Source organism: Mesorhizobium sp. WSM3626, assembly GCF_000513935.1.
GTDB classification, from domain to species: Bacteria; Pseudomonadota; Alphaproteobacteria; order Rhizobiales; family Rhizobiaceae; genus Mesorhizobium; species Mesorhizobium salmacidum.
This window is the reverse complement of record NZ_AZUY01000021.1, coordinates 59766-79844: the sequence shown is the minus strand read 5'-3', so window position 1 is coordinate 79844 and position 20079 is coordinate 59766. Positions and strand designations below refer to the sequence as shown.

Sequence of the window (20079 nt, the reverse complement as noted above, 5' to 3'; positions counted from 1 at the left end):
CGCCCTCCTCACGGCAGCTGCGCGACGAGCGCCTTCGAATTCGACACCGTGCCGAAGACGCCGCCCTGCATCTTGATCATCTTGATCGCCGCCAGATGGTTGCCGTGGTCGGTGGCCCCGCAGCAATCCTCCAGCATCATGCATTCATAGCCGCGGTCGTTGGCCTCGCGCATGGTGGTGTGGACGCAGACATCCGTGGTGATGCCGGTGAGCACGATGTTCTCGATGCCGCGCTGGTTGAGGATCAGCTCAAGATCGGTGGCGCAGAACGAGCCCTTGCCCGGCTTGTCGATGATCGGCTCGCCCTCGATCGGGTGGAGGTCGGGGATGATGTCCCAGCCCGGCTCGCCGCGTACCAGGATGCGCCCGCACGGACCTGGGTCGCCGATGCCGGCATTGATGCGGCGCGAGCGCCAGCGCTTGTTGGCCGGCAGGTCGGCGAGATCGGGCCGATGCCCCTCGCGCGTGTGGATGATGGTGTAGCCCTTGGCCCGCATCACCGAGAGCACGGCCTTGATTGGTTCGATCGGAGCCCGCACTAGCGACAGGTCGTAGCCCATGTGGTCGACATAGCCGCCCGGCCCGCAGAAATCGGTCTGCATGTCGATGATGATCAGCGCCGTGTTGTCGGGCCGCAGATCGCCATTGTAGGGCCACGGATAAGGCTCTGCATCGATCGTGTGCTGGGTGATTTCGGCTCTGGCGTTCACGGGCAAAGCTCCAGTCATTTGGTGATCGACAATTCGCCTGGCGCGCCGGCGAGCGAGCGTGTCGGCGACGAGGTGGCGATCATGATTATGAGGGTGAGGATGTAGGGGGCGGCATAGAACAGATAGTAGCCCTGCGTCACGCCGACTGATTGCAGCGCCGGGCCGAGCGCGCCTGCCCCGCCGAACAGAAGGGCGGCGGCAAAACAGCCGAGCGGGTTCCAGCGCGCGAAGATGACCAGCGCCACCGCCATCAAGCCCTGGCCCGACGAGATGCGTTCTGTCCAACTGCCGGGATAGTAGAGCGACAGATAGGCCCCACCGATGCCGGCCAGTGCACCGCCGACCCCGGTGGCCAGCAGCCGCACCGTATTGGGGTTGAGGCCCATGGCGCGGGCAGCATCCGAACTGTCGCCGACGACGCGCACGATGAGGCCGGCGCGGGTGTTGCGGAACGCCCACCACAGGACGACCGACAGCACGGCCCCGATGAGGAACAGCACGTTGACGTCGAGCGCTGCCTGCACCTGCGGGACGTCGGACCAGCCGCCGAAGGGAATGGCAGGCAGGTTGGGCGCCTTCGGCTTGATGAACGGTTTGCCGAAGAAGAAGGCGAGACCCGAACCGAACAGCATCAGTGCAATGCCGATGGCGATGTCGTTGACCTTCGGGAATTTGCAGATCCAGCCATGGAACAGGCCGAAGCACAGGCCGGCGCCGGCGGCGGCGACGAGGCCGAGCCAGGGCGAGCCGGTCATCACCGCGATCGCATAAGCCGTCATGGCGCCGAAGACGAGCGTGCCTTCGAGCCCGAGATTGATGCGGCCGGAACGCTCGGTGATCGCCTCGCCCAGCGAGACGAAAATGAAGGGCGTCGACACGCGGATGGCGCCGCCGAGGATGGCGAGCGGCACGCCCCAGAGGCCGATCTCGGTCGCGTCCATCAGGCAGCCCCCCTCGGGAGATCGGGCCTCGTCCAGAGATCGGGATTGAAGGCCTTGAAGCGGCCGTAGAAGGTTTCGCTGAACAGGATGACGATGAAGATCATGCCTTGCAGCACCAGCACGGTGGCGTCGGGCAGGTCCATGCGGCGCTGGATCAGCCCGCCCGAGGCATCGATGCCGCCAAGCAGGATGGCGACCGGGACGATGGCCAGCGGATTGTGGCGGGCGAGGAAGGCGACGAGGATGCCGGTGTAGCCATAGCCGGCGGCGAGCGAAGCGTTGGCGCTGCCCTGCACGGCGGCGACCTCCAGCATGCCGGCGAGCCCGGCAAAGCCGCCGGCGAGTGCCGTGAAACCGACGATGAGCGGCCCAACGGCCAGCCCCTGCACTTGCGCTGCCCGCACATTGCCGCCGGCGATGCGCGCGGCAAAGCCCCAGCGCGTCTTTTCGATGAGCACCCAGGAGAGGAGGCAGGCGACGACGCCCACAATCAGTCCCCAATGCACATCCATGCCCGGAATGTTGCCGATGCGGTAGATGTCCGCCAGCGGCTGGGTCGACGGCTTGTTGAGCGAGGCCGGATCGCGAAGCGGCCCCTCCACCAACTGGTTCATCAGCGCGATGGCGATATAGGCCATCAGCAGGCTGGAGATGGTTTCGTTGACCGCCCGGTAGTGGCGCAGCGCGCCGACGGCACCGATCCAGATGCCGCCGGCGGCCATGCCCGCCACGCCCATGGCAAGAATGACGATGAAGGAAGGCGCGCCGCTGAGCGCCACGCCGATGGCAGCGGCGGCGACGCCGCCGAGCACGATAGCGCCCTCGCCGCCGATGACAACGAGGCCGAGCCGCGCCGGCAACGCCACGCAAAGCGCCGCCAGCAACAGCGGTGCGGCCCGCGAAAGCGAGTTCTGGATGGAGAACCACGAGCCGAAGCCGCCCCGCCACATGGTCTCGTAGAGCAGGACCGGCGACTTGCCGACCAGGGCGATGAACAGGCTTAACAGCGCCATGCCGACGATCAGCGCCGCGAGCGGAATGACAAACGTCTCTGCCCGCCGCGCCATCCATTCCAGCGCCGCCGGATAGCCCCTGGCGCCGAATAGTGCCGGCATGCCGGCCCCTGTCACCGTATCCGTCATCGCCCCGTTCCCCTCAGATCAGGCGGTCGAGCCGACGACGCCCTCGACCAGATAGTCCATGCTTTCGAGTTCGATGGCGGCCTCCGGGAACGCTTGGCCCGCAGTGGCCACGACAGCCCCTTTGTTGCTCTTCAGCGGTCCCTTGATGACGGCGAAGCCGCCTTTCATCATTTCGGCCAGCGTGGCGTCGAACTGCTTGCGCGCGGGCTCGCCGACGGCGGGGCCGAGCGGGCTCATCTTGACGAAACCGTCAGCCAACCCGCCGCGCGTGAAGTTGGGCAGCGGCGTGCCGGCGACGAGGTCGGCGACGAACATCTTATAGACCTTGGCCCAGTTCCACTCGGCCCCGGTCAGGTATTTCTCGGGCGCCAGCGGGCTCTGGTTGGCGTGATAACCGCAGACAAAGGCGCCGCGCCCGGCGGCCGTCTCGACCACCACTTTGGGGCTGTCGACATGGCTGGTGATGACGTCGGCGCCCTGGTCGACCAGCGCGTTGGTGGCTTCCGCTTCCTTGACCGCCAGCGACCATTCGCCGGTGAAGATGACCTGGCAAGTGATGGACGGATCGACCGAGCGTGCGCCGAGCAGGAAGGAGTTGATGTTGAGCAACACCTGCGGGATCGGCTTAGCCGCGACGAAGCCGAGCTTCTTGGTCTTCGAGGTGTGGCCTGCGACCACGCCGTTGAGATACTGGCCCATGCCGATATAACCGAAATAGGAGCCGGCATTCATCGGGTGCTTGGCCTTGTCCCACATGCCGCCGCAATGGCGGAACTGCACGTCGGGGAACTTCTTGCACATGGCCAGCATGTGGGGGTCGAAGTAGCCGAACGAGGTCGGGAAGATCAGCGAGGCGCCGTCGAGGTTGATCATCGATTCCATCGTCTTCTGAACATCGACCGTCTCCGGCACGTTCTCCTCCTCGACGACGGTGAGACCCTCGATGCTCTTCAGCGCTGCGGCACCCTCGGCATGCGCCTGGTTGTAGCCGTAGTCGTCCTTCGGCCCGACATAGATGAAGCCGACGGTCGTGGCGGCGGCGAATGCCTTGCCGATGGGAAAGGCCGCGGAAGCAAGCCCTAAAGCTGCTCCAGCGGCGGAGGTCTTGAGCAACTGGCGACGGCTTAGCATGAATCTGTCGGTCATCTCTTATGCTCCCCTGCAGGACCCCTTCCGGGTCGGTTAACGCCTTCTCAAGAAAGTGCATGCAATCGCTGTGCCAATTCGATCGTCAAAATTTCATAAATAAAATCAATGAGACTCATGAGGCAACATGCACAAGCGAAAGGCAATTGCATGCACTTTTTGCCTTGAAAACAGACAATTTGACAGGCAGATTAAAACATAGGCATAGAGGGTGCGGCCGAGTCGGGGTCGTGCCGTTCGGCCGCAGGATTTCAGGAACCTGGAACACCGAAGCACGGGAGGCGAAGCAGTTTTGTCGGGAAAGCGCAGCCTGATCCGGACGGGCACGACGGTCGATCAGATGGTGAGGGCGATCGGCGACCGCATCGTCACCGGCGTGCTGCGTCCCGGCGAAAAACTCGACGAGGTCTCGCTTGCCGCCCGCTTCGAGGTTTCACGCACGCCGGTGCGCGAGGCGCTTGGCCAACTCAGCGCCATGGGCCTCGTCGAGCGGCGGCCCAACCGGGGCGCCATCGTCGCCGTCGTCACGCAGGAGCACCTCGCCTCGATGTTCGAGAGCATGGCCGAACTGGAAGGCATATGCGCGCGCTTCTGCGCCGAGCGCATGACCGGCAGCGAGCGCCGCGCGCTCGAGACCGAGCATCAGGCCTCGGCGCGGCTGGTACGGCTGGGTGCCGAGGAAGACTATGAGTATTTCAACACCGAGTTCCACAGCCGGCTCTATCGCGGTGCCCACAGCACGCACATCTACGAGTTGACCGCGATGACGCGCAGCCGGCTGGCCCCCTTTCGCCGCGCCCAGTTCAGGCTGACCGGACGCCTGGCGAAATCCTGGCAGGAGCACGACGCCATCGTCACCGCGATCCTGCGTGGCGATGGCCCAGCTGCGGGCAAGGCCGCCATGGAACACGTGTCCATCGTCAGTGAAGCGAGCGCCGTGTTTGTCGTTGACGACCAGGCGCGAGCCGCGCCGCTACACCCTTAGAGGCATATCGAGAAGAAATGGTTCCACCCGGCCGCACTGCGCGCTCATGGCCTCGTCGCAGCCAGGGCCGGGATCCGCTTTCAGGGTCGATTGATTGCGCGGCCGCCGTCGCGATCGACGTCCTTGGGTGCGTATTCGCCTGCATTGACGTCGAAGCCGGTCCAGCCGTCCGCCTCGTACATCCTGCGGCGTTCAGCCAGGTCGACCGATCGGGACTGACCCAAAATCTCCTCGGCATTCGGCACGAGTTCGTCGTCCACCTTGGCCGTCACCAGGGTGCCGCCGCGGCGTACACCTTCCGCATAGACGTGTGCGTCGCGCTCGGGCACACCCGACTCTGTCAGACCGCCGATAATGCCGCCGGCCGCTCCACCAGCCACGGCGCCGGCAACCGCCCCCGCGGCGGTGGCGGCGAGCCATCCGGCCGCGACCACCGGGCCGACACCCGGGACGGCCATGACGCCCAGCCCCGTGAGCAGGCCCCCGGCACCCCCGATCACAGCTCCGATTCCCGCGCCGCTGCCAGCGTCTTCGGCGGCCTCGGAACGGTTTGCCTCATACCAGTCATCCGAGTTGTTGGCGACGATGCTGATATTGGAATGTGGGACGCCCGTCGCCTCGAGCTCGCCGACCGCATCGGCCGCGTCGTCATAATTGTCGAACAGTCCGGTTACCGTCTTCATGTGATTTCTCCTGATCCATGCTCATTTGCTCGAGGCAACGACGTTGCCCTGGTAGTCGACCCCTACGTTGAGGTTTTCGCCTCCTTTGGCCGCCTGGCCGCGCCAGATGCCCTGGTCGTCCTTGGTAAGCTTCGATACGTTCGAATATCCCGCATTCTCGATCCGGCTCTTGGCCTGGGCTTCGGTGAAGCTGTTTGCGCCGGGGACGAGAGCGGCGGCGTTGGGAATATTGTCGGTCTTCACCGCCGGCGTTGTCGCTCCCGTGATGGCGTCTTGCCTGGCGGCGATCTTCTCGATCGTCTGCTGGTGCATCTTCAACGTACCGACCGTTTGCTGGGCAAAAGTCTTAAGTGCGGCGTTGTCACCGCCGCTGGCATAATTTTCAAACAGCTTGACGGCGTCGTCATGCGCGTTGCGCTGCAGGTCGACGTAAGCCGGATCGATCGGACCCTGCGCATTCTTGAGCTTGTCCAGATCGCCCTGGTGCTGGGCATCGAGCGCCGGCGGTACTTTCAGTTTCTGTTCGCCCGCGATCGCTTCCAGCTTGGCGTTGGCGGCGCCGTGGTCCCGGATCATCATCTGGGCAAAATCCTTGATGCGTTGGTCCTGAACCTTGTCCAGGGCAATCTGGCTCGAGTCGACCTCGAACTTGCCGCCGACGGCAGCCTTGTCGACGAAATCCTGGGCGCTGTCGGCAGCAAAGGCGGGCATTGCGAGAACAGCGCAAGCAACTGCGAAGGAGGCGAGAAGATGTCGTGTTTTCATCGGCTTTGTCCTTGTCGGTGAGCGAATTTGCGTTGCGACCTAACAAGCCGGGATGCGCTTTGTTCCCCCATCGAGACGGCATGCCAGCGGACCATTCAGCGGCAAAATCCGTGAAGGAGCCGTCGGGCGTGGCTGCAAAAAAACGCCGTGAAAAACGAGTGATTCCAGGCATCGCTATTCCAACGCCAGGTACGCTGGAACAAATCGGCGGTCGCGGAGTTAGCGTGCGGTCTGCGCGGCTCGTCCTTGGGCAGGCTTTGTAAAGCAACGGGCAGGTCTTGGAGGGGCAAGTGCGTGCGGGCCATTTCAGAAAGCCGATCATCATTCAACCTGGCCGCATTGACCGAGACAGGGTCGTGGTCTCTGTGTCCGATGCCGCTGAAGTGCTGCTGCGGGACTGGCCAAAGCCGAAATCCGAAATGCGTCTTGCCGCGCTCAGGGCGTGCCTTGCCGTGATGCGTGGCGAAAAGCCTCCAAAGGTCGCAAGACAGGCGTTCATCGTTGCGGCCAAGGACGCCAGGATTCTGCTCGAGCAAATATAGCCGTCTCAAAACCACCGCTGCCGATTTGGCAGAGTTTGGTTCGAAAGAGAGAGGTCATGGCCAAGATGTCAAATCCTACCCCTGCCTCTGCCAGAGGCGAGATTGAGGCGGGAGCGACGCAGGACAAAACGCCAGGCTTCGATCCCGCCATTGTCCCGCTGGAGACCGACGCCGAGGCGGCCGACACACAAAATCCGGTCGCTGGAGCAGAGCCGCCACGTTCCCGGCCAAAATTCGAGAACGACGCCAGCTTCGCCAATGCGATGCGGCCGATCGAAAGCGAACCGGAACTGCGGCCTCGCGGCAACTGGCCGCTGTTTGTCATTGCAGCTGTCGTTTTGATAGCCGCCGCAGTCTTTCTGGGCGCGAGCATGCTGCGCTGAAAATGTTCACGACGATGCGCGGCGGCGACCTATTCGCGACGATCGGGTGCGCTCTTCATGCCGGAGAGTTCGGTCATCGGGCACAGCAGCCGCGGGCGCGCCGGGTCGGAGATGTCGAGCTTGTCCCAAGGGATGCGGTACAGACCATCGCGGCGGCGCAGCCGAAACAGATCGAGCACCGCCACGCCTATGGCCGACGCTGAAAGACGCTCGAAAGCAGCGTGGATGCCGACGTGGAATTCGGTAACGACGAAATCGTCGCCATCCCGTTCAGCGCGGATTTCCTCGATATAGCCGATGCTCTTGCCTCGCTGCGACAGCACGCGTCGCCCAGCCAGACGTTCGAGATTGACGATGGTCATCATCAAGCTCCCGGAATGCGTCCGATGACATGATCGCGCAACCAGTCCTGCCAGGCGAAGATCGACGTCTGACGCACATCCACATCGAACTCGATGTCGGTGCCGATATCCCTCACCTTGTGCCAGGCGATCCGATGCGGCTCGCCATGGCGCTTGCCACCCAGCTTTGCCGCGAGTCGCGCCATCCATAGCCCGGGTCCTGCGCCGAGGCGGCGCGCCAAAGTGATGGAGCCGAGTTCGATCGCAATGATCCTTGGCGGCTTGCCCTGCCGCAACTCCACCACCAGCCCATCGATCTTGCCGATCTTGACCTGTTCGCGGTCAACCACCTGCTTGTCCAGGAGATCACGCAGCAATTTCATCATGTGCCTCCGAATATTTGCAGCGGGATCGTCACCACGGCCAGCACAAAGCCGAGCGCGATGATGAAGATGACCGCGGCGTTGGAGAGAATGCCGTTGCGATGCTCGCCGACGTAGCGTTTGTCGTTCAGCAGAAACAGGAATGGAACCACGGTCAGCGGCAGGCTGGCCGCCGTCAGCGCCATGGAAAAGATGGTGAGCCTCAGCGGATCGAGACCAAGCATGATGGGGATGGCGGCAAGAAACAACGATACCGTGTACACCGCGCTGAACCCTGGGTTGTCGCGCGGCTTGCGGTCCTCGCCCCACGTCCAGCCGAAGCCTTGAGCCACGAGGTAAGCCTGCTGCAGCCCGACTTCGAGCGTAGCGCCGAAGCAGGCAATGGCGAGAGAGGCTACGAACAGGACGAAACCCCAGAAGCCGAATACCGGGATCAGCATCAACGGCAATTGGTGATAATCGTCCACCTGGTCGATGCCGTGCGTCGCCAGCACGAGGGCGGCCACGATCAGCACGCCGACCGAAATGGTGCCGCCGAAAGACATCCCCAGTCCCGCTATGGCCCGATTGGCACCGAGATAGCTCTTGTCCCACTGGTCCTCGATGGCCCCGGAGGAATAGAACATGAACAGGTACGGCGATATCGAAGCGCCGAGAATGCTGACCGACATGAACCAGTAACTGGCGGTATCGTGGGCTGGCAGCGAAGGCACGGCGCCGGCAGCGACCGCTGTCCAATCGGGTTTCAGCATCACGGCCGCGACGACAAAACACAAGGTCACCAGACCGAGCATCGACACGCCTTTCTCGATGAGGCCGAACGTGCCTTTCCAGAGCAGCAGCCACGCCAGAAAAGCCACCGGCAGCGCCCACCACTGGAAGCCGATGCCGGTGGCAAGTTCGAGTGCGATGGCAACGCCGCCGATCTCGGCGGAGAGCACCATGAGACTGAGCAAGAAGGTGGCAAGCAACGGCCACACAAAGACGTTGAAGCCAAATCTCTCGCGAATGCCATCGCAGATCGTGTGATGGCTCACCGCCGCGAACCTGCCGGCCATTTCCACCAGAAAGATGATGCAGATGGTGCCGAGCACCACGGCCCAGATCAGTTGGAAACCGAAAGTCGCGCCTGCCTGCGCCGCCGTCGCCATCGATCCGACTTCGAGGAAGCCGCCAACGCTGGTAACGACGCCGAGCGATATTTCCACGAGCTTCTTCATGGCTTCGGCGCGAAATATTTTGCATAGGCGGCGGCAAGCGAGCGCGAGGCCAGTTGAAGATCCTGTTTTGCTTTTTGGACCCCCGCTCGATTGCCTGCCTGCAATCCCGCCCCGGCGTGAGCCACCGCGACCGACAGATCCTTGACCGCTGTCGCCAATGCAGCCTGCTCGGCGGGTTCGGCCGTTTCGGCCGATCGGATTTGCGCCTCGGCATCGGCCAGTGTCTTGCCGACCGATTGCAGCGTGCCGGCGGTGTATGCGAACGGCGCCGCACCGCTTGTCCAGGCATCGAGCACCATCGATACGGTCTGTGCGGCGGATGCCGCAGTTTGTGATTGCTGCTCGATCCGATCGGAAGACGAGCATCCCGCCGAAACGCCCAGAAGCAACAGGGCGCACAGATAATCCAGCCTGAGATGACGGCCACTGAAGGTCAAAGCCGGCGTTTGGTGCGCCACAAGAACAGTCTCCCCGCAACCGAAGCGAATCGTGATCGGCATGAATTGATCTAGAGTGCCCCGTGTGCCCGTCAATCAATGATCCCACGAGTGCCATCGCAAGACATGGACCGTGACAGGGAACCGCCGGCCACGATTGAAACCAACTCAAGCGGAACAAACGATCGCTTGCGGTATTTGGAATACGAGGCGAACCGACCTCAACCCGTCCTGATCACCGCATCGACGTGGATGGACTGCTGGCACGGAGGATTCCGCAATGCCTCGTCTCATAGCCTGGATAGTGATCGTGGCGGTCGTGATCATCGCGGCATGGTTGTGGTTCAGCGGCCACAAAGCGCAAAACGGAAGCCAACCCGCGCCCCACGCGATAGACCAGAACGGCTAGTTCAATCCTGTTCGGCCGCGCCTGGAGGGGTCTCGACCCTGTATTCGTGGACCAGGCCGAGAACCTGACTTCTCACTGTCTCGCGCGCTTCGGGCTGAATGAAAGGCATCAGCCGGTCGACAGTTTCGACGACCGCCCGCGGCAGATCCGCAACGGCATCGGTAAGCGCGCTGCCATGTTCATACATGTTGTCCGTCAGCTTCTTGTCCAGATCGGAAAGTATGCCCATCACCACACTCCATGTCCGTGTCACCCTCTGATAATGGGCAGTCCGGCAGAGATGTTCCGCACAGGGCGCCAGCGCCCAGACGGCTGGGACATCGTTTCCGCTGAGCGCTTCACCGCAAGGTCGTCTGGCCTGGGTCGCGTCGTCTGGCTTTCGGTGGAATGAGCCTGCCGCCATTGGCACGTAACCCCCTGACGAATTCTTCCAGATAAGGGAGCAATTCGAAAAGCAGGATCACAGCCATCACGCAGACGATATAAGTCACCGGCAGCGGCTGCGATTTCCAGGCAAAATCAAAGCGCGCGGTTTCCCGTCCTGCCCCGAACAATGCGAGAAACTGTCCCCAATGAAGGGACACGACGCTGACCAGCCCCATCAGCGGGATCATCTCCAGAAAGCTGTGCACATGCTGTTCGATCGGCGTTACCGTGCGCGCCGATGTGGCGTAGCGAACGTCCCACATCGCGGTGGCCTCATGAATGAAGAAGGTGACGATCATGATGGCTATGACCAGGGCGTTCACGTCGAGGAACATGGCGGCAAGCAGCGGTATGCCGACCTCGATGAACATCAGGAGATGGATCAACGATTCCTTGGCGCCGGTCGTCGATTCGATATGCGAAGCGCGATGGCAGAGCCAGTCTGCAAAACCAGCTACCAACCAGACCGGGAGAAGAAAATACATCAGGATCAGAACGGTGGGATCTGACAGCACAACGTCCTCTCGTCCGAGTTCATATGAAGGATAGCGACACTGGTGAGCCAAGCTGGGGTTGTCTGGTAGTGGTCGATCACTGCTGCCCCGGCATTTCGGTATTTTCCTTGGGATTTTTCTGGACGCCCGCGGCCGGTGAAGTATCCGCGGGAGCGTTGCCGCCCTGGTTCTGCTCAGGCGCCCGTTTCAGGGGCGAAGTGCGCCAGCCCATGTCAACGTAGTGAAAACCGATCAGGAAACCGATGATAATGACCGCGGCTATCGCCAGCGAGATTACCGCGTTGCGTCGCTCCATCGTGCTGCTCCCTTCCCTTGCCGAACAGCCAATGACGAAAATAGTTCCACACGCAGGCGCGAACCGATGCCGAGGCACCGGTTGTCGTCCGTACCACCTGGCAAGCGCGGCCGAATTGCACCGGCGACGTTCGCTTCACGGACTCGGGAACAATCAAGCAAGGGCGAGGTTTGGTATTGGCATTCGCAAGGACGACCGTCATGGAACCCGCCGTTACCGATCATGTCGAAATCAAGAAATACGACCACCCGACGGGTGGATGGGGATCCCTGTCCTCCTTGATCCGCAAGGCATATGGCGAAGGCCTGCTGATGTCGGGAATATGGAGCACGCTGCTCAAGCAGAACAAGGCAGACGGCTACATGTGCGTTTCCTGCTCATGGGCCAAGCCAGCGGTGCCGCGGCCCTTCGAGTTTTGCGAAAATGGCGCCAAGGCCACCATGTGGGACCAGACGAAGCTGCGTTGCGTTCCGGACTTCTTCGCACGGCATTCGGTTACCGAACTGCTCGATTGGCCGGATCGCGACCTGGAAAAGCAAGGCAGGCTCACGGATCCGCTGCGCTACAACGCTGTCACCGATCGCTATGAGCCGATTTCCTGGGATGAAGCCTTTGCCGAGATCGGCATGGAACTTCGGCGGCTCGATCCGAAGTCGGTCGTCTTCTACACATCCGGCCGCGCCTCGCTGGAAGCTTCATTCATGTATCAGCTCTTCGCCCGCATCTACGGTTCGTCGAACCTGCCCGATTCTTCCAACATGTGTCACGAATCGACCTCGGTCGGACTTCCTGAGTCGATCGGCTCGCCGGTTGGGACCGTGCAGCTCGAAGACTTTTCCAAATGCGACATGATGTTCTTCTTCGGCCACAACACCGGCGTGACGGCGCCGCGGCTGTTGCACCCGCTGCAGGAGGCTCGTCAACGCGACGTGCCGGTGTTCACCTTCAACCCCTTGCCGGAGCGAGGCCTTAAGCGCTTCAAGAATCCGCAGGATCCCGTCGAAATGTTGTCGCCAGGCCCCGGCACCAAGATGTCCAGCGACTTCTTCCAGGTCCGCAGCGGCGGCGACATTGCCGCGATGACCGGGATTGCCAAGGCGGTGCTGGCACTCGACGACGCGGCTCGGGAGAATGGAAATTCGCGTGTCCTCGATGTCGAGTTCCTCGCCGAACACACGCATGGTTTTGCTGAGTTCGAAGCCTATTTACGCGCTGCCGAGTGGAAAGACATCGTCACACGGTCGGGCATCGCGCGAGCGGATCTGGAGCATGTGGCTGAAGTCTACGGCCGCTCCAATGCGGTGATCGGCAATTACGGGATGGGTCTGACGCAGCACAGGCACGGCACCGAGAACGTTCAGATGTTGTGCAATCTGCTGCTGATGCGTGGCAACGTCGGAAAACCCGGCGCCGGCATTTCGCCGCTGCGTGGCCACTCCAACGTCCAGGGCCAGCGCACCGTCGGCATATCCGAAAAGCCTGAACTCGTTCCGCTCGACAAATTCGCGGAATTCTATGCTTTCGAGCCCCCGCGCGAAAAAGGCCTCGATACGGTCGAGACCTGCGAAGGCGTCATTGCCGGCTCGGTGAAGGGCTTTATCGGCCTGGGGGGTAATTTCGTGCGCGCCGTGCCTGAAACCGGCCTGGTCGAGAAAGCCTGGCGGGGACTTGGCCTGCATGTCGAGATCGCGACCAAGCTCAACCGCAGTCATCTCATCCCCGGGGCGGTAACTTATCTGTTGCCTTGCCTGTCGCGGCTGGAGAGAGACCGGCAGGAAAGCGGCGATCAGACGGTTTCCGTGGAGGATTCCACCGCCTGCATCCATGGCTCCTTCGGATCGCGCCCGCCCGCTTCGCCAAATCTGCTTTCAGAGCCGAAGATCGTCGCCGAGCTGGCCAAGGCTACCGTACCGGGCACGAGCTCGATCCCCTGGGACGAGTGGGTTGCCGACTATTCCCGCATTCGCGATGAGATCGAACGCTGCATCCCTCAGCATTTTCGCCAGTTCAACAAACGGTTCCTCACGCCGGGAGGCTTTCATCGCGACATCAAGGCGTCGAAACGAATTTGGGAGACGCCGAACAAGAAGGCCAATTTCAAGCTTCCGACGACGCTCGAGACGAATCCCGACATCGATATATCGGGGTACAAGGTCCTGACGCTGATAACGGTGCGTTCCAATGACCAGTTCAACACAACTGTCTACGGTTATGATGACAGGCTGCGCGGCATCCATGGCACACGCATGGTCTTGCTGATGAACGAGGCCGACATCCAGCGGTTCGGATTGACCGCGGGGCAGCAGATCGATCTCGAAACCCATGCGGATGACGGTGTCGAGCGGCGCGTCCGGGGCTTGCGCGTGACATCCTATTCGGTGCCTGAAGGCAACTGCGCCGGCTATTATCCGGAACTCAATCCTCTGGTGCCCCTCTGGCATCGCGCCAAGAAAGCCCACGTTCCCGCAGTTAAGTCCGTTCCAGTCAGAATTATTGGCTGAAACCAGACAGGCGTCGCTTCGCATTTCCCGGCGGCGTCACAAACCCGGACAAGCAGCGGGCCCACCTGGACCGGATGGCTCTTAACCGCCAGGCGGCTTGGGCGATGCCGGCTGTGTTGGCTGCGTGCCTTGCTGGTCCCCGCCAGTACTGGTCTGTGGTGTCGGATTGGTATCCGTCGCCGGATTCTTGTCGACAGGCTGGCTGTTCGTCGTATCCGTCTTGGATTTGACGGGGTCGGCATTGTTGTTGCACGCCGCCAAGGCGAGCAACGCCGATGCCGCACACAGTGACCACAAGGCTCTCATGCTGACTTTTCTCCAATGAGTTCGGGTAAAGCAGCCGACAAGTGACCTATTCGGTCGAACCGCACGGAAAGTCCCTGTTTGACCGCACTTCGGGCCAGCAAATGATCGAGTTCGGTATCTTCGATCGGGCTGCGAACCACCTGACGGATGGCCTGGCACGCCAGCTCGGTCGAGACAAAATCATACCTCCTGCTTCTGGCGAGAACATATTGTTCGACCAGCATCTTCACGCGCCTGAGCGCGATTTCATCGGCATAGTGCATTTCGGTTCTCCTGCGCGCCGAACTGCCGAACGAGTGGGTTGTTCCGCCCGAATTCAAAACACGATCGCTCGGCTGACGGAAAAGCCCGCGCCTCCCGGCAAGGGAGCGCGCGGGCTGATCAGGCTGAGGGGAACCCGATCGTGCAGCGTCAAACAAGGGGAGCGACGACGCCGCACGACACCGAACCTGCATCGACGTCAGTTGTTCCACTTCGCCTTATTCGAGTTGTTCGCGCCTGAACGGAAGATCCGCTTTTGGCCAAGGTCCAGAACGGCGCGATCGACGCGTTCTTCGTGATCACGCATGGGGCCAACCTCGAAGCCGTATCCGATCTCTGCAAGACGTTTGCAGCCGCATGGCTGGGACATTCACACGGGCACAAGAACCACTCCGTCCTTACTCGTGCCGCCCTCGGCAGCGTGGTGTCGTTGCGGTTTCGGAACTTTCGATCGCGCCGACGATTGACCTGCCTACATGAGATGTTTTCCCTGCTTGCAAGGAAAGGAGCCACCATGACCAAGGAAGGTTCAACCTCGAAACCCGCCGTCCGATCGCCTAATGCCGGTGGCCTGCCGCACCCAAGGCGGGATGCCAACGCAACGGATGCCGGCGCAAAGCCGGTGACGCCAAAGACCGCCGGCGCATCCCGGCCGTCGAGCGTTCCGCTGGATAATCCGGTCGCCAATCGAAATGCCGGCCGGCCACGCCAGGCGAGTACCACACCCCGGCCTACCGACAAGCCGCTGGATTGATCGCGACCGGCTGGCTTGAAATCACGACCGTTTCTTGGCTGCGCGAAGCGACGCAAGGTCAGCCACAGCAGTGAGGATGGCCGCCTCGCTTGCGGGTTTTGCCACGAATTTGCAGTTTCGAAACGGGACAGGAACATCACGCTTCCCAAATCCCGTTACGAACGCGAACGGAGTGCCGCGAGCCAGCAAGACTTCCGCGACCGGCAGGCTCGTTTCGCCGTTGAGCTGAATATCCAGCAACGCCAGGTCGACCTTGTCCGCCTCGACAAGTTGAAGCGCGGCGGCAACGGACGAAACAGGGCCGACCACGGGATAGCCCGCTGCAAGCAAATCAGACGCGACGTCCTCTGCGATCAGCCACTCGTCCTCGACCACCAGCACGTGCGGTCTGTCGCTCATGGCGCGTCCTTATGGTTTGCCGAAAAAGCGATCTGAACCTCGAGACCGTCCTTGCGGAAGGAGGTCTCGACATCGCCGCCGAGCCTGTAGCCGATTTCCCCCTTCAACAGGTTCAGCCCAAAGCCATTGTTCAACGGCTCCCTGACGGGAGGGCCGTCCTTTTCGCGCCAGCCAAGCGTGAAATTGTCGCCATCCATCGCCCATTTGACGCCGATCCTGCCTCGGGGTTTGGACAGGGCGCCATACTTGGCCGCATTGGTGGCCAGTTCATGAATGGCCATGCTGAGGGAAAGCCCCTGTTGCGGGCCGAGTTTAACGTCGTCGCCATCGAGTTCGATCCGTTCGATGCCGAACGGTTCGAGTTCCTGGTGGAGCAATTCCTTGACCGAAGCCTCTTTCCACCTCTCGCGGGTCAGCAGCCCGTAGGCCCGGGACATGGCGTGCAGCCGACCGATCAACGCGTCCGCGAACTCTTCCTTCGTATCGGAACTGTCCCGCATGCGGTTGGCGATGCTGGCGATCACCGCGAGCATATTCTTGACGCGATGGTTCAGCTCCGAGATGAGCACCTGCTGATGCTCTTCCGCCCGCGCCAGGGTGGTAACATCGACCAGTGTCACCACGACGCCCTGTATCCTGTTGCCCTTGTCCCGATAGGGGTTGATGCGGACCATGTGAAACAGGCCCCTGGAATCGCGCGCAAGATGGTGGTTCAGGATCTCGCCTGTCTCGAACACCTTGTCGATGTGCTGCTTCAACTCGGGGTAATCGAGTTGGCTCGAAAGATCCGTCAACGGCCGGCCGACGTCGGAGGGGCGCAGGCTGAAGAAGGACGAGGCCGCCGGCGTGAAGGTCCGCACCACAAGACTGCGGTCGAGAAAAATGGTCGCGATATCCGTGCTTTCGAACAGGTTCCGCAGATCACTGTTGGCGTGATCGAGCTCTTCTATCTTGCTGGTCAACTCCGCGTTGATGGTGTTGAGCTCTTCGTTGAGCGACTGCATCTCTTCCTTGGACGCTTCGAGTTCCTCATTGGTGGATTGCGCCTCTTCATTGACGGAGACGAGTTCCTCGTTCGAGGATTTCACCTCTTCGAGCGCCGTCTCGTATTCCTCGATGGTGGATTGAAGACGCTCTCTTGTGTCGCGCAACTCCCGCTCGAGATCGGCGGTGCTGTCGCTGTCACGACTGCCGCCGTCCTCATCGGATCGGGCCTGCGTCGGTCCCGACGGCTCGAAGAGCACAAGGTAAAGCGGCTCACCATTGCCCCTCTCGGCGAGCGGCTCGATCGTCAGCCTGATCGGTTGGACGCGTTCGTCATCTTCCTCGACGGCGAGGTTGTCCCGCACGACAGTGCGGCGTGTCGTCGTCGCCTCCCTCAATGCGGCGCGCAGGTCCAGCCGAAGCCCGCGGCGCGCCATCGTCAGCAACTGCCGGCTGGGGATCCCTTGCGGCGCTTCGAGGTATCTGCCGGTCCTCGCCGAATAGTAGACGACGTCGCCTTCGGCGTTGACGAGGACATGCGGCGGCGCGAACCGCTCCAGCACCTGCGCCTCGACAGCCTGGCGCAGTGGATAGCCGACCGTTCCCTTCTTCAAGCCAGCGGTTTCGGCGGGAAAAACGCCGGAAGGAACATCGCCGATCAGGGCCGGCAGCCTGATGTGCGGCGAGACATGCTCCCGTGCCTGGAAGAGGCGATGTTTCTTGTCGACTGTGGCAAACAGATTTTCGTGCTGCCCGACGCTTTCAGACGTGCCGAGGAAAAGATAACCACCGGGCTTCAGCGAATAGTGGAAGACAGGAAGAACGCGGCTTTGAATAGCTGGGCCGAAATAGATCAGTAGGTTACGGCACGAAACCAGATCCATGCGCGAGAAGGGCGGATCGCGGATGACGCTATGTGGCGAGAAGATGCATAGCTCCCGGATCTCGTTGCTGAGGACGTAGCTTTCGCCATCGCCGTTGAAAAACCGCTGTTTGCGTTCCGGGGAAAGTCCTTGCATCAACGCTTCGGGATAGCGTGCCGCGCGCGCCACCGCCAGCGCCGGCTCGTCTATGTCGGTGGCGAAAATCTGGACGCGAGGCACGGCCGAGAGCGTTTCCATGTGTTCACGCAGCAGGATGCCGATGGAGAACACCTCTTCGCCTGTGGCGCAGCCGGGAACCCAGACCCTGACTGTATCGCTCGCCGTCTTGCCGTCGAAGAGCCGCGGGATGATCTTTTGTTCCAGCAATTCAAAGGCGTCGGGATCGCGGAAGAAGTTGGTGACATTGATCAGCAGATCGCGAAACAGGTTCATCACCTCGCGAGGGTCCTTCTTCAGCCAATCGATATAGGCGCCGATGGACTGAATCTGGGCGATCTGCATGCGCCGCTTGATCCGGCGCAGGAAGGTCTTGGTTTTATAACCTGAAAAGTCATGACCGGAGTGGCTGCGCAAGATCCCGTATATCTGTTCGCGGACCTGATCTATGTCGGCCGTATGAACGTCCTCTTCGTTCGTCAGCCCGTCCAGCGCGTCGAAGCCGCGGGCGTAAGCCTCCAGCTTCGCCCCAATCTCCTCGGCAGGCACGGCGACGTCGATGAGCCCGCTGGCGATGGCGCTCTGCGGCATGTCGGGATTGCGCGGACCGTAGCCGTCAGCCGCTTGCGCCACGGTGAGCCCGCCCCGCTCCTTGATGGCCTTGACTCCCAAGGTTCCATCGGAATCACCGCCCGACAGAATGACGCCGACCGCGTATTCGCCCTGGTCGTCGGCCAGTGCGCTGAAGAAGATATCGACGGGTTTGCGCTCTTGGGTAAGCCCATTTGGCCGCCTAAGGCGCAGCATGCCATTCTCGATGACGAGAGTGACGTTTTCCGGCATCACATAGACGTGGTCCGGTTCAACAGCCACGCCGTCCTCCACCACCACGACAGGCATCTCGGTGTAGCGGTCGATAACCTCATGCAGCAGGCTGTTGCGCTTGGGACTGAGGTGCGTGATGATCACGAACGCCATGCCGGGCTGGCTGGTGATGCCCTTGAACAGCCCTTCCATCGCGGGAATGCCACCCGCGGACGCGCCGATGCCGACGATGGGGAACTTGATTGATTGCGCTGTCACGGCATATCCCTCTTCCCCGACCCGACATGAACTCCCTCAAGGTCGGTTCGGACAGGACATAACCATATAGCGCGCGGACAGGATGGAACAAGACAGCACGGATGACGTTGAACCCGACATCCGTGGTGGTTCAATGACGAAACGCTCTGCTGGCCTGAAGCTCCTGGCACCAATGGCGCCGGGGGCGCCTCAATCAATCGAATATCTCGGTGCAGGGCCCGTCCCGGATCGCATGCTGGTGCTTGCGAAACGATTGCAGGCGGCGCTGGATGACAGAAACTGGGGAACAACTTCTCTGCATCCTAAACTCCATTCGAAGAAAGGATGACGACGTGCGCGATCTGCGGGGATTGCACATTCTGATTGTCGAAGACGAATGGGCGGTGGCGGGAGATCTCGCACGGTTTTTCAGCAACATGGGCGCCATCATCCTCGGACCCGCGGCCACCGTCGAGCAGGCTTCCGAACACACCGATCAGGCCGAAGCTGCAATCCTGGACGTCAATCTCAACGGCCGACGCGTGTTTCCGATCGCGGACAAGTTGATGCGCCGGGGCATCCCGTTCGTGTTCTTCAGCGGCGACAACGACATCGCCATTCCCGAACATCTTCGCTACGCCAGCAATTTGCGAAAGTCCTCGGGCAGCAAAGCCGTGTTCAATGCCCTTTTTCCAGCGCAGGCGTCGGAACGAGCTGGCATCACCGTGTCCCCTCCGCCAGACGACGTCTTCGCGCTTTTGCCCAAACTGCGGCTCGCGGCGCGTCTTTTGCTGGGAGATGTCAACGCATCCGATCGGCTGGTCGAGAGGACACTCGAGCAAGCGATCCGGAACGTCGACCACAGGCGGCTTGGCCAGTCGACCGAAAACTGGCTCAACGACATCATGCGAGAGGTGGTGAAAGACCACGGCGCAAAGCTGATGCATTGAATTTTGTCCTCCGAGCCCGAGGCTAAGTCGCTTCCCTTGGGGGTTGCGATCGTCCATCATCCGCAACTGCGTTCAGGGGCTTGATCTTGCCGGATCGCCTTTCTGGCTCAGCGCCCGAAGCAATGGGGCCGTCGATTGTTCCATCGAATTTCGAGATTTTCTGGATCGGCCAGGATCAGCTGCCAGGCCAGCCTTCTCAACCCTTGCGATCGCGCTCGACGAATTTGTTGAAGCGGCTGGCTTTTCCGTCGCTGGTCTTGGCCTGATACAGGAAGGCCAGATCATTCTCGTCGAATATCCGGAAGAACTCGTCCCAATCGATGGGCTCGAATGCTTCCTCGGGCTCGCCGAAGTCGATCCGCAGGATGCCCCCCTCGCCCTTGGTGCGAACCACCGCCGGGCGACCCTGCCGCTCCTCGGCCCATTTGCGAATTTCGTCATGATTGGTGGTCGTCTGGGACTGCGACATTGAAATCTCCTTGATCATCGGCCTCGCCCT

The 20079-nt window shown here is 61.6% G+C and carries 24 protein-coding genes; 7 read left to right on the top strand and 17 right to left on the bottom strand.

All coding sequences use genetic code 11. The features are described from left to right. Window positions 1-8: 8 nt before the first annotated feature. Genes M653_RS0116605 through M653_RS0116590 form a run of 4 tightly spaced genes read right to left on the bottom strand, consistent with a single transcriptional unit; the run spans window position 9 to window position 3939 of the window. Window positions 9-728 carry an isochorismatase family cysteine hydrolase gene (locus M653_RS0116605; protein WP_156938208.1) on the bottom strand — a complete coding sequence of 240 codons (720 nt, stop codon included), beginning with the start codon at window positions 726-728 and terminating at the stop codon, window positions 9-11. Continuing rightward, window positions 725-1651 (bottom strand): ABC transporter permease, encoded by a 927-nt coding sequence (locus M653_RS0116600; protein WP_027144365.1) that lies wholly within the window; start codon window positions 1649-1651, stop codon window positions 725-727. The genes M653_RS0116605 and M653_RS0116600 overlap by 4 nt, the downstream gene beginning before the upstream one ends. Then, the gene (locus tag M653_RS0116595) at window positions 1651-2766 is read right to left on the bottom strand and encodes an ABC transporter permease (protein ID WP_051442700.1); all 1116 of its coding nucleotides are present in this window, start codon (window positions 2764-2766) and stop codon (window positions 1651-1653) included. Before M653_RS0116595 ends, M653_RS0116600 begins: the two co-directional genes overlap by 1 nt. Before the next feature lie 45 nt (window positions 2767-2811). Next, a complete protein-coding gene (locus tag M653_RS0116590; protein WP_027144363.1) occupies window positions 2812-3939 on the bottom strand; it encodes a BMP family ABC transporter substrate-binding protein in 1128 nt (375 codons plus the stop codon). A 340-nt stretch (window positions 3940-4279) separates the two neighbouring features. On the opposite strand from M653_RS0116590, the gene M653_RS0116585 reads away from it, so the two are divergent. Then, a complete protein-coding gene (locus M653_RS0116585; RefSeq protein ID WP_245262177.1) occupies window positions 4280-4924 on the top strand; it encodes a GntR family transcriptional regulator in 645 nt (214 codons plus the stop codon). Window positions 4925-5004: 80 nt separating this feature from the next. On the opposite strand, the gene M653_RS0116580 is transcribed toward M653_RS0116585, so the two are convergent. After that, a complete protein-coding gene (locus tag M653_RS0116580) occupies window positions 5005-5607 on the bottom strand; it encodes a general stress protein (protein ID WP_027144361.1) in 603 nt (200 codons plus the stop codon). A gap of 21 nt (window positions 5608-5628) precedes the next feature. Then, entirely contained in the window at window positions 5629-6372 is a 744-nt protein-coding gene (locus tag M653_RS0116575; RefSeq protein WP_027144360.1) for a DUF4142 domain-containing protein, read from the bottom strand. 290 nt (window positions 6373-6662) lie between these two features. On the opposite strand from M653_RS0116575, the gene M653_RS0116570 reads away from it, so the two are divergent. Together M653_RS0116570 and M653_RS0116565 are read left to right on the top strand one after the other, a co-directional pair. Further along, a complete protein-coding gene (locus tag M653_RS0116570) occupies window positions 6663-6914 on the top strand; it encodes a DUF982 domain-containing protein (RefSeq protein WP_027144359.1) in 252 nt (83 codons plus the stop codon). A 56-nt stretch (window positions 6915-6970) separates the two neighbouring features. Next, window positions 6971-7297 carry a hypothetical protein gene (locus tag M653_RS0116565; RefSeq protein WP_027144358.1) on the top strand — a complete coding sequence of 109 codons (327 nt, stop codon included), beginning with the start codon at window positions 6971-6973 and terminating at the stop codon, window positions 7295-7297. A 29-nt stretch (window positions 7298-7326) separates the two neighbouring features. Here the strand turns inward: M653_RS0116565 and M653_RS0116560 are convergent, their stop codons facing one another. The 7 genes from M653_RS0116560 to M653_RS0116525 form a co-directional block, all read right to left on the bottom strand. Then, window positions 7327-7659 (bottom strand): hypothetical protein, encoded by a 333-nt coding sequence (locus M653_RS0116560; RefSeq protein ID WP_027144357.1) that lies wholly within the window; start codon window positions 7657-7659, stop codon window positions 7327-7329. 2 nt (window positions 7660-7661) lie between these two features. Then, window positions 7662-8021, bottom strand: a complete 360-nt coding sequence (locus tag M653_RS0116555) for a hypothetical protein (protein WP_027144356.1) — start codon at window positions 8019-8021, stop codon at window positions 7662-7664. Next, window positions 8021-9241, bottom strand: coding sequence for a divalent metal cation transporter (locus tag M653_RS0116550; RefSeq protein WP_027144355.1), 1221 nt, complete (start codon window positions 9239-9241; stop codon window positions 8021-8023). The genes M653_RS0116555 and M653_RS0116550 overlap by 1 nt, the downstream gene beginning before the upstream one ends. Next, window positions 9238-9699, bottom strand: a complete 462-nt coding sequence (locus tag M653_RS0116545; protein ID WP_051442699.1) for a hypothetical protein — start codon at window positions 9697-9699, stop codon at window positions 9238-9240. Before M653_RS0116545 ends, M653_RS0116550 begins: the two co-directional genes overlap by 4 nt. A gap of 389 nt (window positions 9700-10088) precedes the next feature. Continuing rightward, window positions 10089-10316: a hypothetical protein gene (locus M653_RS0116535; RefSeq protein ID WP_032935367.1), complete on the bottom strand. Its 228-nt coding sequence runs from the start codon at window positions 10314-10316 to the stop codon at window positions 10089-10091. 109 nt (window positions 10317-10425) lie between these two features. Further along, a complete protein-coding gene (locus tag M653_RS0116530; protein ID WP_027144352.1) occupies window positions 10426-11028 on the bottom strand; it encodes a hypothetical protein in 603 nt (200 codons plus the stop codon). Between the two features lie 76 nt (window positions 11029-11104). Then, on the bottom strand, window positions 11105-11323 hold the full coding sequence (locus tag M653_RS0116525) for a hypothetical protein (RefSeq protein ID WP_027144351.1): 219 nt from the start codon (window positions 11321-11323) through the stop codon (window positions 11105-11107). A 200-nt stretch (window positions 11324-11523) separates the two neighbouring features. On the opposite strand from M653_RS0116525, the gene M653_RS0116520 reads away from it, so the two are divergent. Next, on the top strand, window positions 11524-13824 hold the full coding sequence (locus tag M653_RS0116520) for an FdhF/YdeP family oxidoreductase (RefSeq protein WP_027144350.1): 2301 nt from the start codon (window positions 11524-11526) through the stop codon (window positions 13822-13824). A 302-nt stretch (window positions 13825-14126) separates the two neighbouring features. Here M653_RS0116520 and M653_RS0116510 read toward each other — a convergent pair whose 3' ends face one another. Next, window positions 14127-14393, bottom strand: coding sequence for a hypothetical protein (locus tag M653_RS0116510; protein ID WP_027144348.1), 267 nt, complete (start codon window positions 14391-14393; stop codon window positions 14127-14129). Between the two features lie 254 nt (window positions 14394-14647). On the opposite strand from M653_RS0116510, the gene M653_RS1000000137315 reads away from it, so the two are divergent. Then, a complete protein-coding gene (locus M653_RS1000000137315) occupies window positions 14648-15145 on the top strand; it encodes a hypothetical protein (protein WP_198028791.1) in 498 nt (165 codons plus the stop codon). A gap of 21 nt (window positions 15146-15166) precedes the next feature. Here the strand turns inward: M653_RS1000000137315 and M653_RS0116495 are convergent, their stop codons facing one another. Next, a complete protein-coding gene (locus M653_RS0116495) occupies window positions 15167-15544 on the bottom strand; it encodes a response regulator (RefSeq protein WP_027144346.1) in 378 nt (125 codons plus the stop codon). Beyond that, a complete protein-coding gene (locus M653_RS0116490) occupies window positions 15541-18651 on the bottom strand; it encodes a CheR family methyltransferase (protein ID WP_027144345.1) in 3111 nt (1036 codons plus the stop codon). Before M653_RS0116490 ends, M653_RS0116495 begins: the two co-directional genes overlap by 4 nt. A gap of 82 nt (window positions 18652-18733) precedes the next feature. Here M653_RS0116490 and M653_RS1000000137310 point away from each other — a divergent pair, with 82 nt between their 5' ends. Further along, the gene (locus M653_RS1000000137310) at window positions 18734-18979 is read left to right on the top strand and encodes a hypothetical protein (RefSeq protein WP_198028794.1); all 246 of its coding nucleotides are present in this window, start codon (window positions 18734-18736) and stop codon (window positions 18977-18979) included. Window positions 18980-19067: 88 nt separating this feature from the next. Continuing rightward, window positions 19068-19580 carry a response regulator gene (locus M653_RS0116485; protein WP_245262172.1) on the top strand — a complete coding sequence of 171 codons (513 nt, stop codon included), beginning with the start codon at window positions 19068-19070 and terminating at the stop codon, window positions 19578-19580. A 196-nt stretch (window positions 19581-19776) separates the two neighbouring features. Here M653_RS0116485 and M653_RS0116480 read toward each other — a convergent pair whose 3' ends face one another. After that, window positions 19777-20049 carry a hypothetical protein gene (locus M653_RS0116480; RefSeq protein ID WP_027144343.1) on the bottom strand — a complete coding sequence of 91 codons (273 nt, stop codon included), beginning with the start codon at window positions 20047-20049 and terminating at the stop codon, window positions 19777-19779. Window positions 20050-20079: the final 30 nt, after the last annotated feature.

Excerpts from the sequence above, each read along its gene's own strand:
- M653_RS0116605 (WP_156938208.1), bottom strand. The coding sequence starts at position 728 with ATGACTGGAGCTTTGCCCGTGAACGCCAGAGCCGAAATCACCCAGCAC.
- M653_RS0116600 (WP_027144365.1), bottom strand. The coding sequence starts at position 1,651 with ATGGACGCGACCGAGATCGGCCTCTGGGGCGTGCCGCTCGCCATCCTC.
- M653_RS0116595 (WP_051442700.1), bottom strand. The coding sequence starts at position 2,766 with ATGCCGGCACTATTCGGCGCCAGGGGCTATCCGGCGGCGCTGGAATGG.
- M653_RS0116590 (WP_027144363.1), bottom strand. The coding sequence starts at position 3,939 with ATGACCGACAGATTCATGCTAAGCCGTCGCCAGTTGCTCAAGACCTCC.
- M653_RS0116585 (WP_245262177.1), top strand. The coding sequence starts at position 4,280 with ATGGTGAGGGCGATCGGCGACCGCATCGTCACCGGCGTGCTGCGTCCC.
- M653_RS0116580 (WP_027144361.1), bottom strand. The coding sequence starts at position 5,607 with ATGAAGACGGTAACCGGACTGTTCGACAATTATGACGACGCGGCCGAT.
- M653_RS0116575 (WP_027144360.1), bottom strand. The coding sequence starts at position 6,372 with ATGAAAACACGACATCTTCTCGCCTCCTTCGCAGTTGCTTGCGCTGTT.
- M653_RS0116565 (WP_027144358.1), top strand. The coding sequence starts at position 6,971 with ATGGCCAAGATGTCAAATCCTACCCCTGCCTCTGCCAGAGGCGAGATT.
- M653_RS0116560 (WP_027144357.1), bottom strand. The coding sequence starts at position 7,659 with ATGACCATCGTCAATCTCGAACGTCTGGCTGGGCGACGCGTGCTGTCG.
- M653_RS0116555 (WP_027144356.1), bottom strand. The coding sequence starts at position 8,021 with ATGAAATTGCTGCGTGATCTCCTGGACAAGCAGGTGGTTGACCGCGAA.
- M653_RS0116550 (WP_027144355.1), bottom strand. The coding sequence starts at position 9,241 with ATGAAGAAGCTCGTGGAAATATCGCTCGGCGTCGTTACCAGCGTTGGC.
- M653_RS0116535 (WP_032935367.1), bottom strand. The coding sequence starts at position 10,316 with ATGGGCATACTTTCCGATCTGGACAAGAAGCTGACGGACAACATGTAT.
- M653_RS0116525 (WP_027144351.1), bottom strand. The coding sequence starts at position 11,323 with ATGGAGCGACGCAACGCGGTAATCTCGCTGGCGATAGCCGCGGTCATT.
- M653_RS0116520 (WP_027144350.1), top strand. The coding sequence starts at position 11,524 with ATGGAACCCGCCGTTACCGATCATGTCGAAATCAAGAAATACGACCAC.
- M653_RS0116510 (WP_027144348.1), bottom strand. The coding sequence starts at position 14,393 with ATGCACTATGCCGATGAAATCGCGCTCAGGCGCGTGAAGATGCTGGTC.
- M653_RS0116495 (WP_027144346.1), bottom strand. The coding sequence starts at position 15,544 with ATGAGCGACAGACCGCACGTGCTGGTGGTCGAGGACGAGTGGCTGATC.
- M653_RS1000000137310 (WP_198028794.1), top strand. The coding sequence starts at position 18,734 with ATGGAACAAGACAGCACGGATGACGTTGAACCCGACATCCGTGGTGGT.
- M653_RS0116485 (WP_245262172.1), top strand. The coding sequence starts at position 19,068 with ATGGGCGCCATCATCCTCGGACCCGCGGCCACCGTCGAGCAGGCTTCC.
- M653_RS0116480 (WP_027144343.1), bottom strand. The coding sequence starts at position 20,049 with ATGTCGCAGTCCCAGACGACCACCAATCATGACGAAATTCGCAAATGG.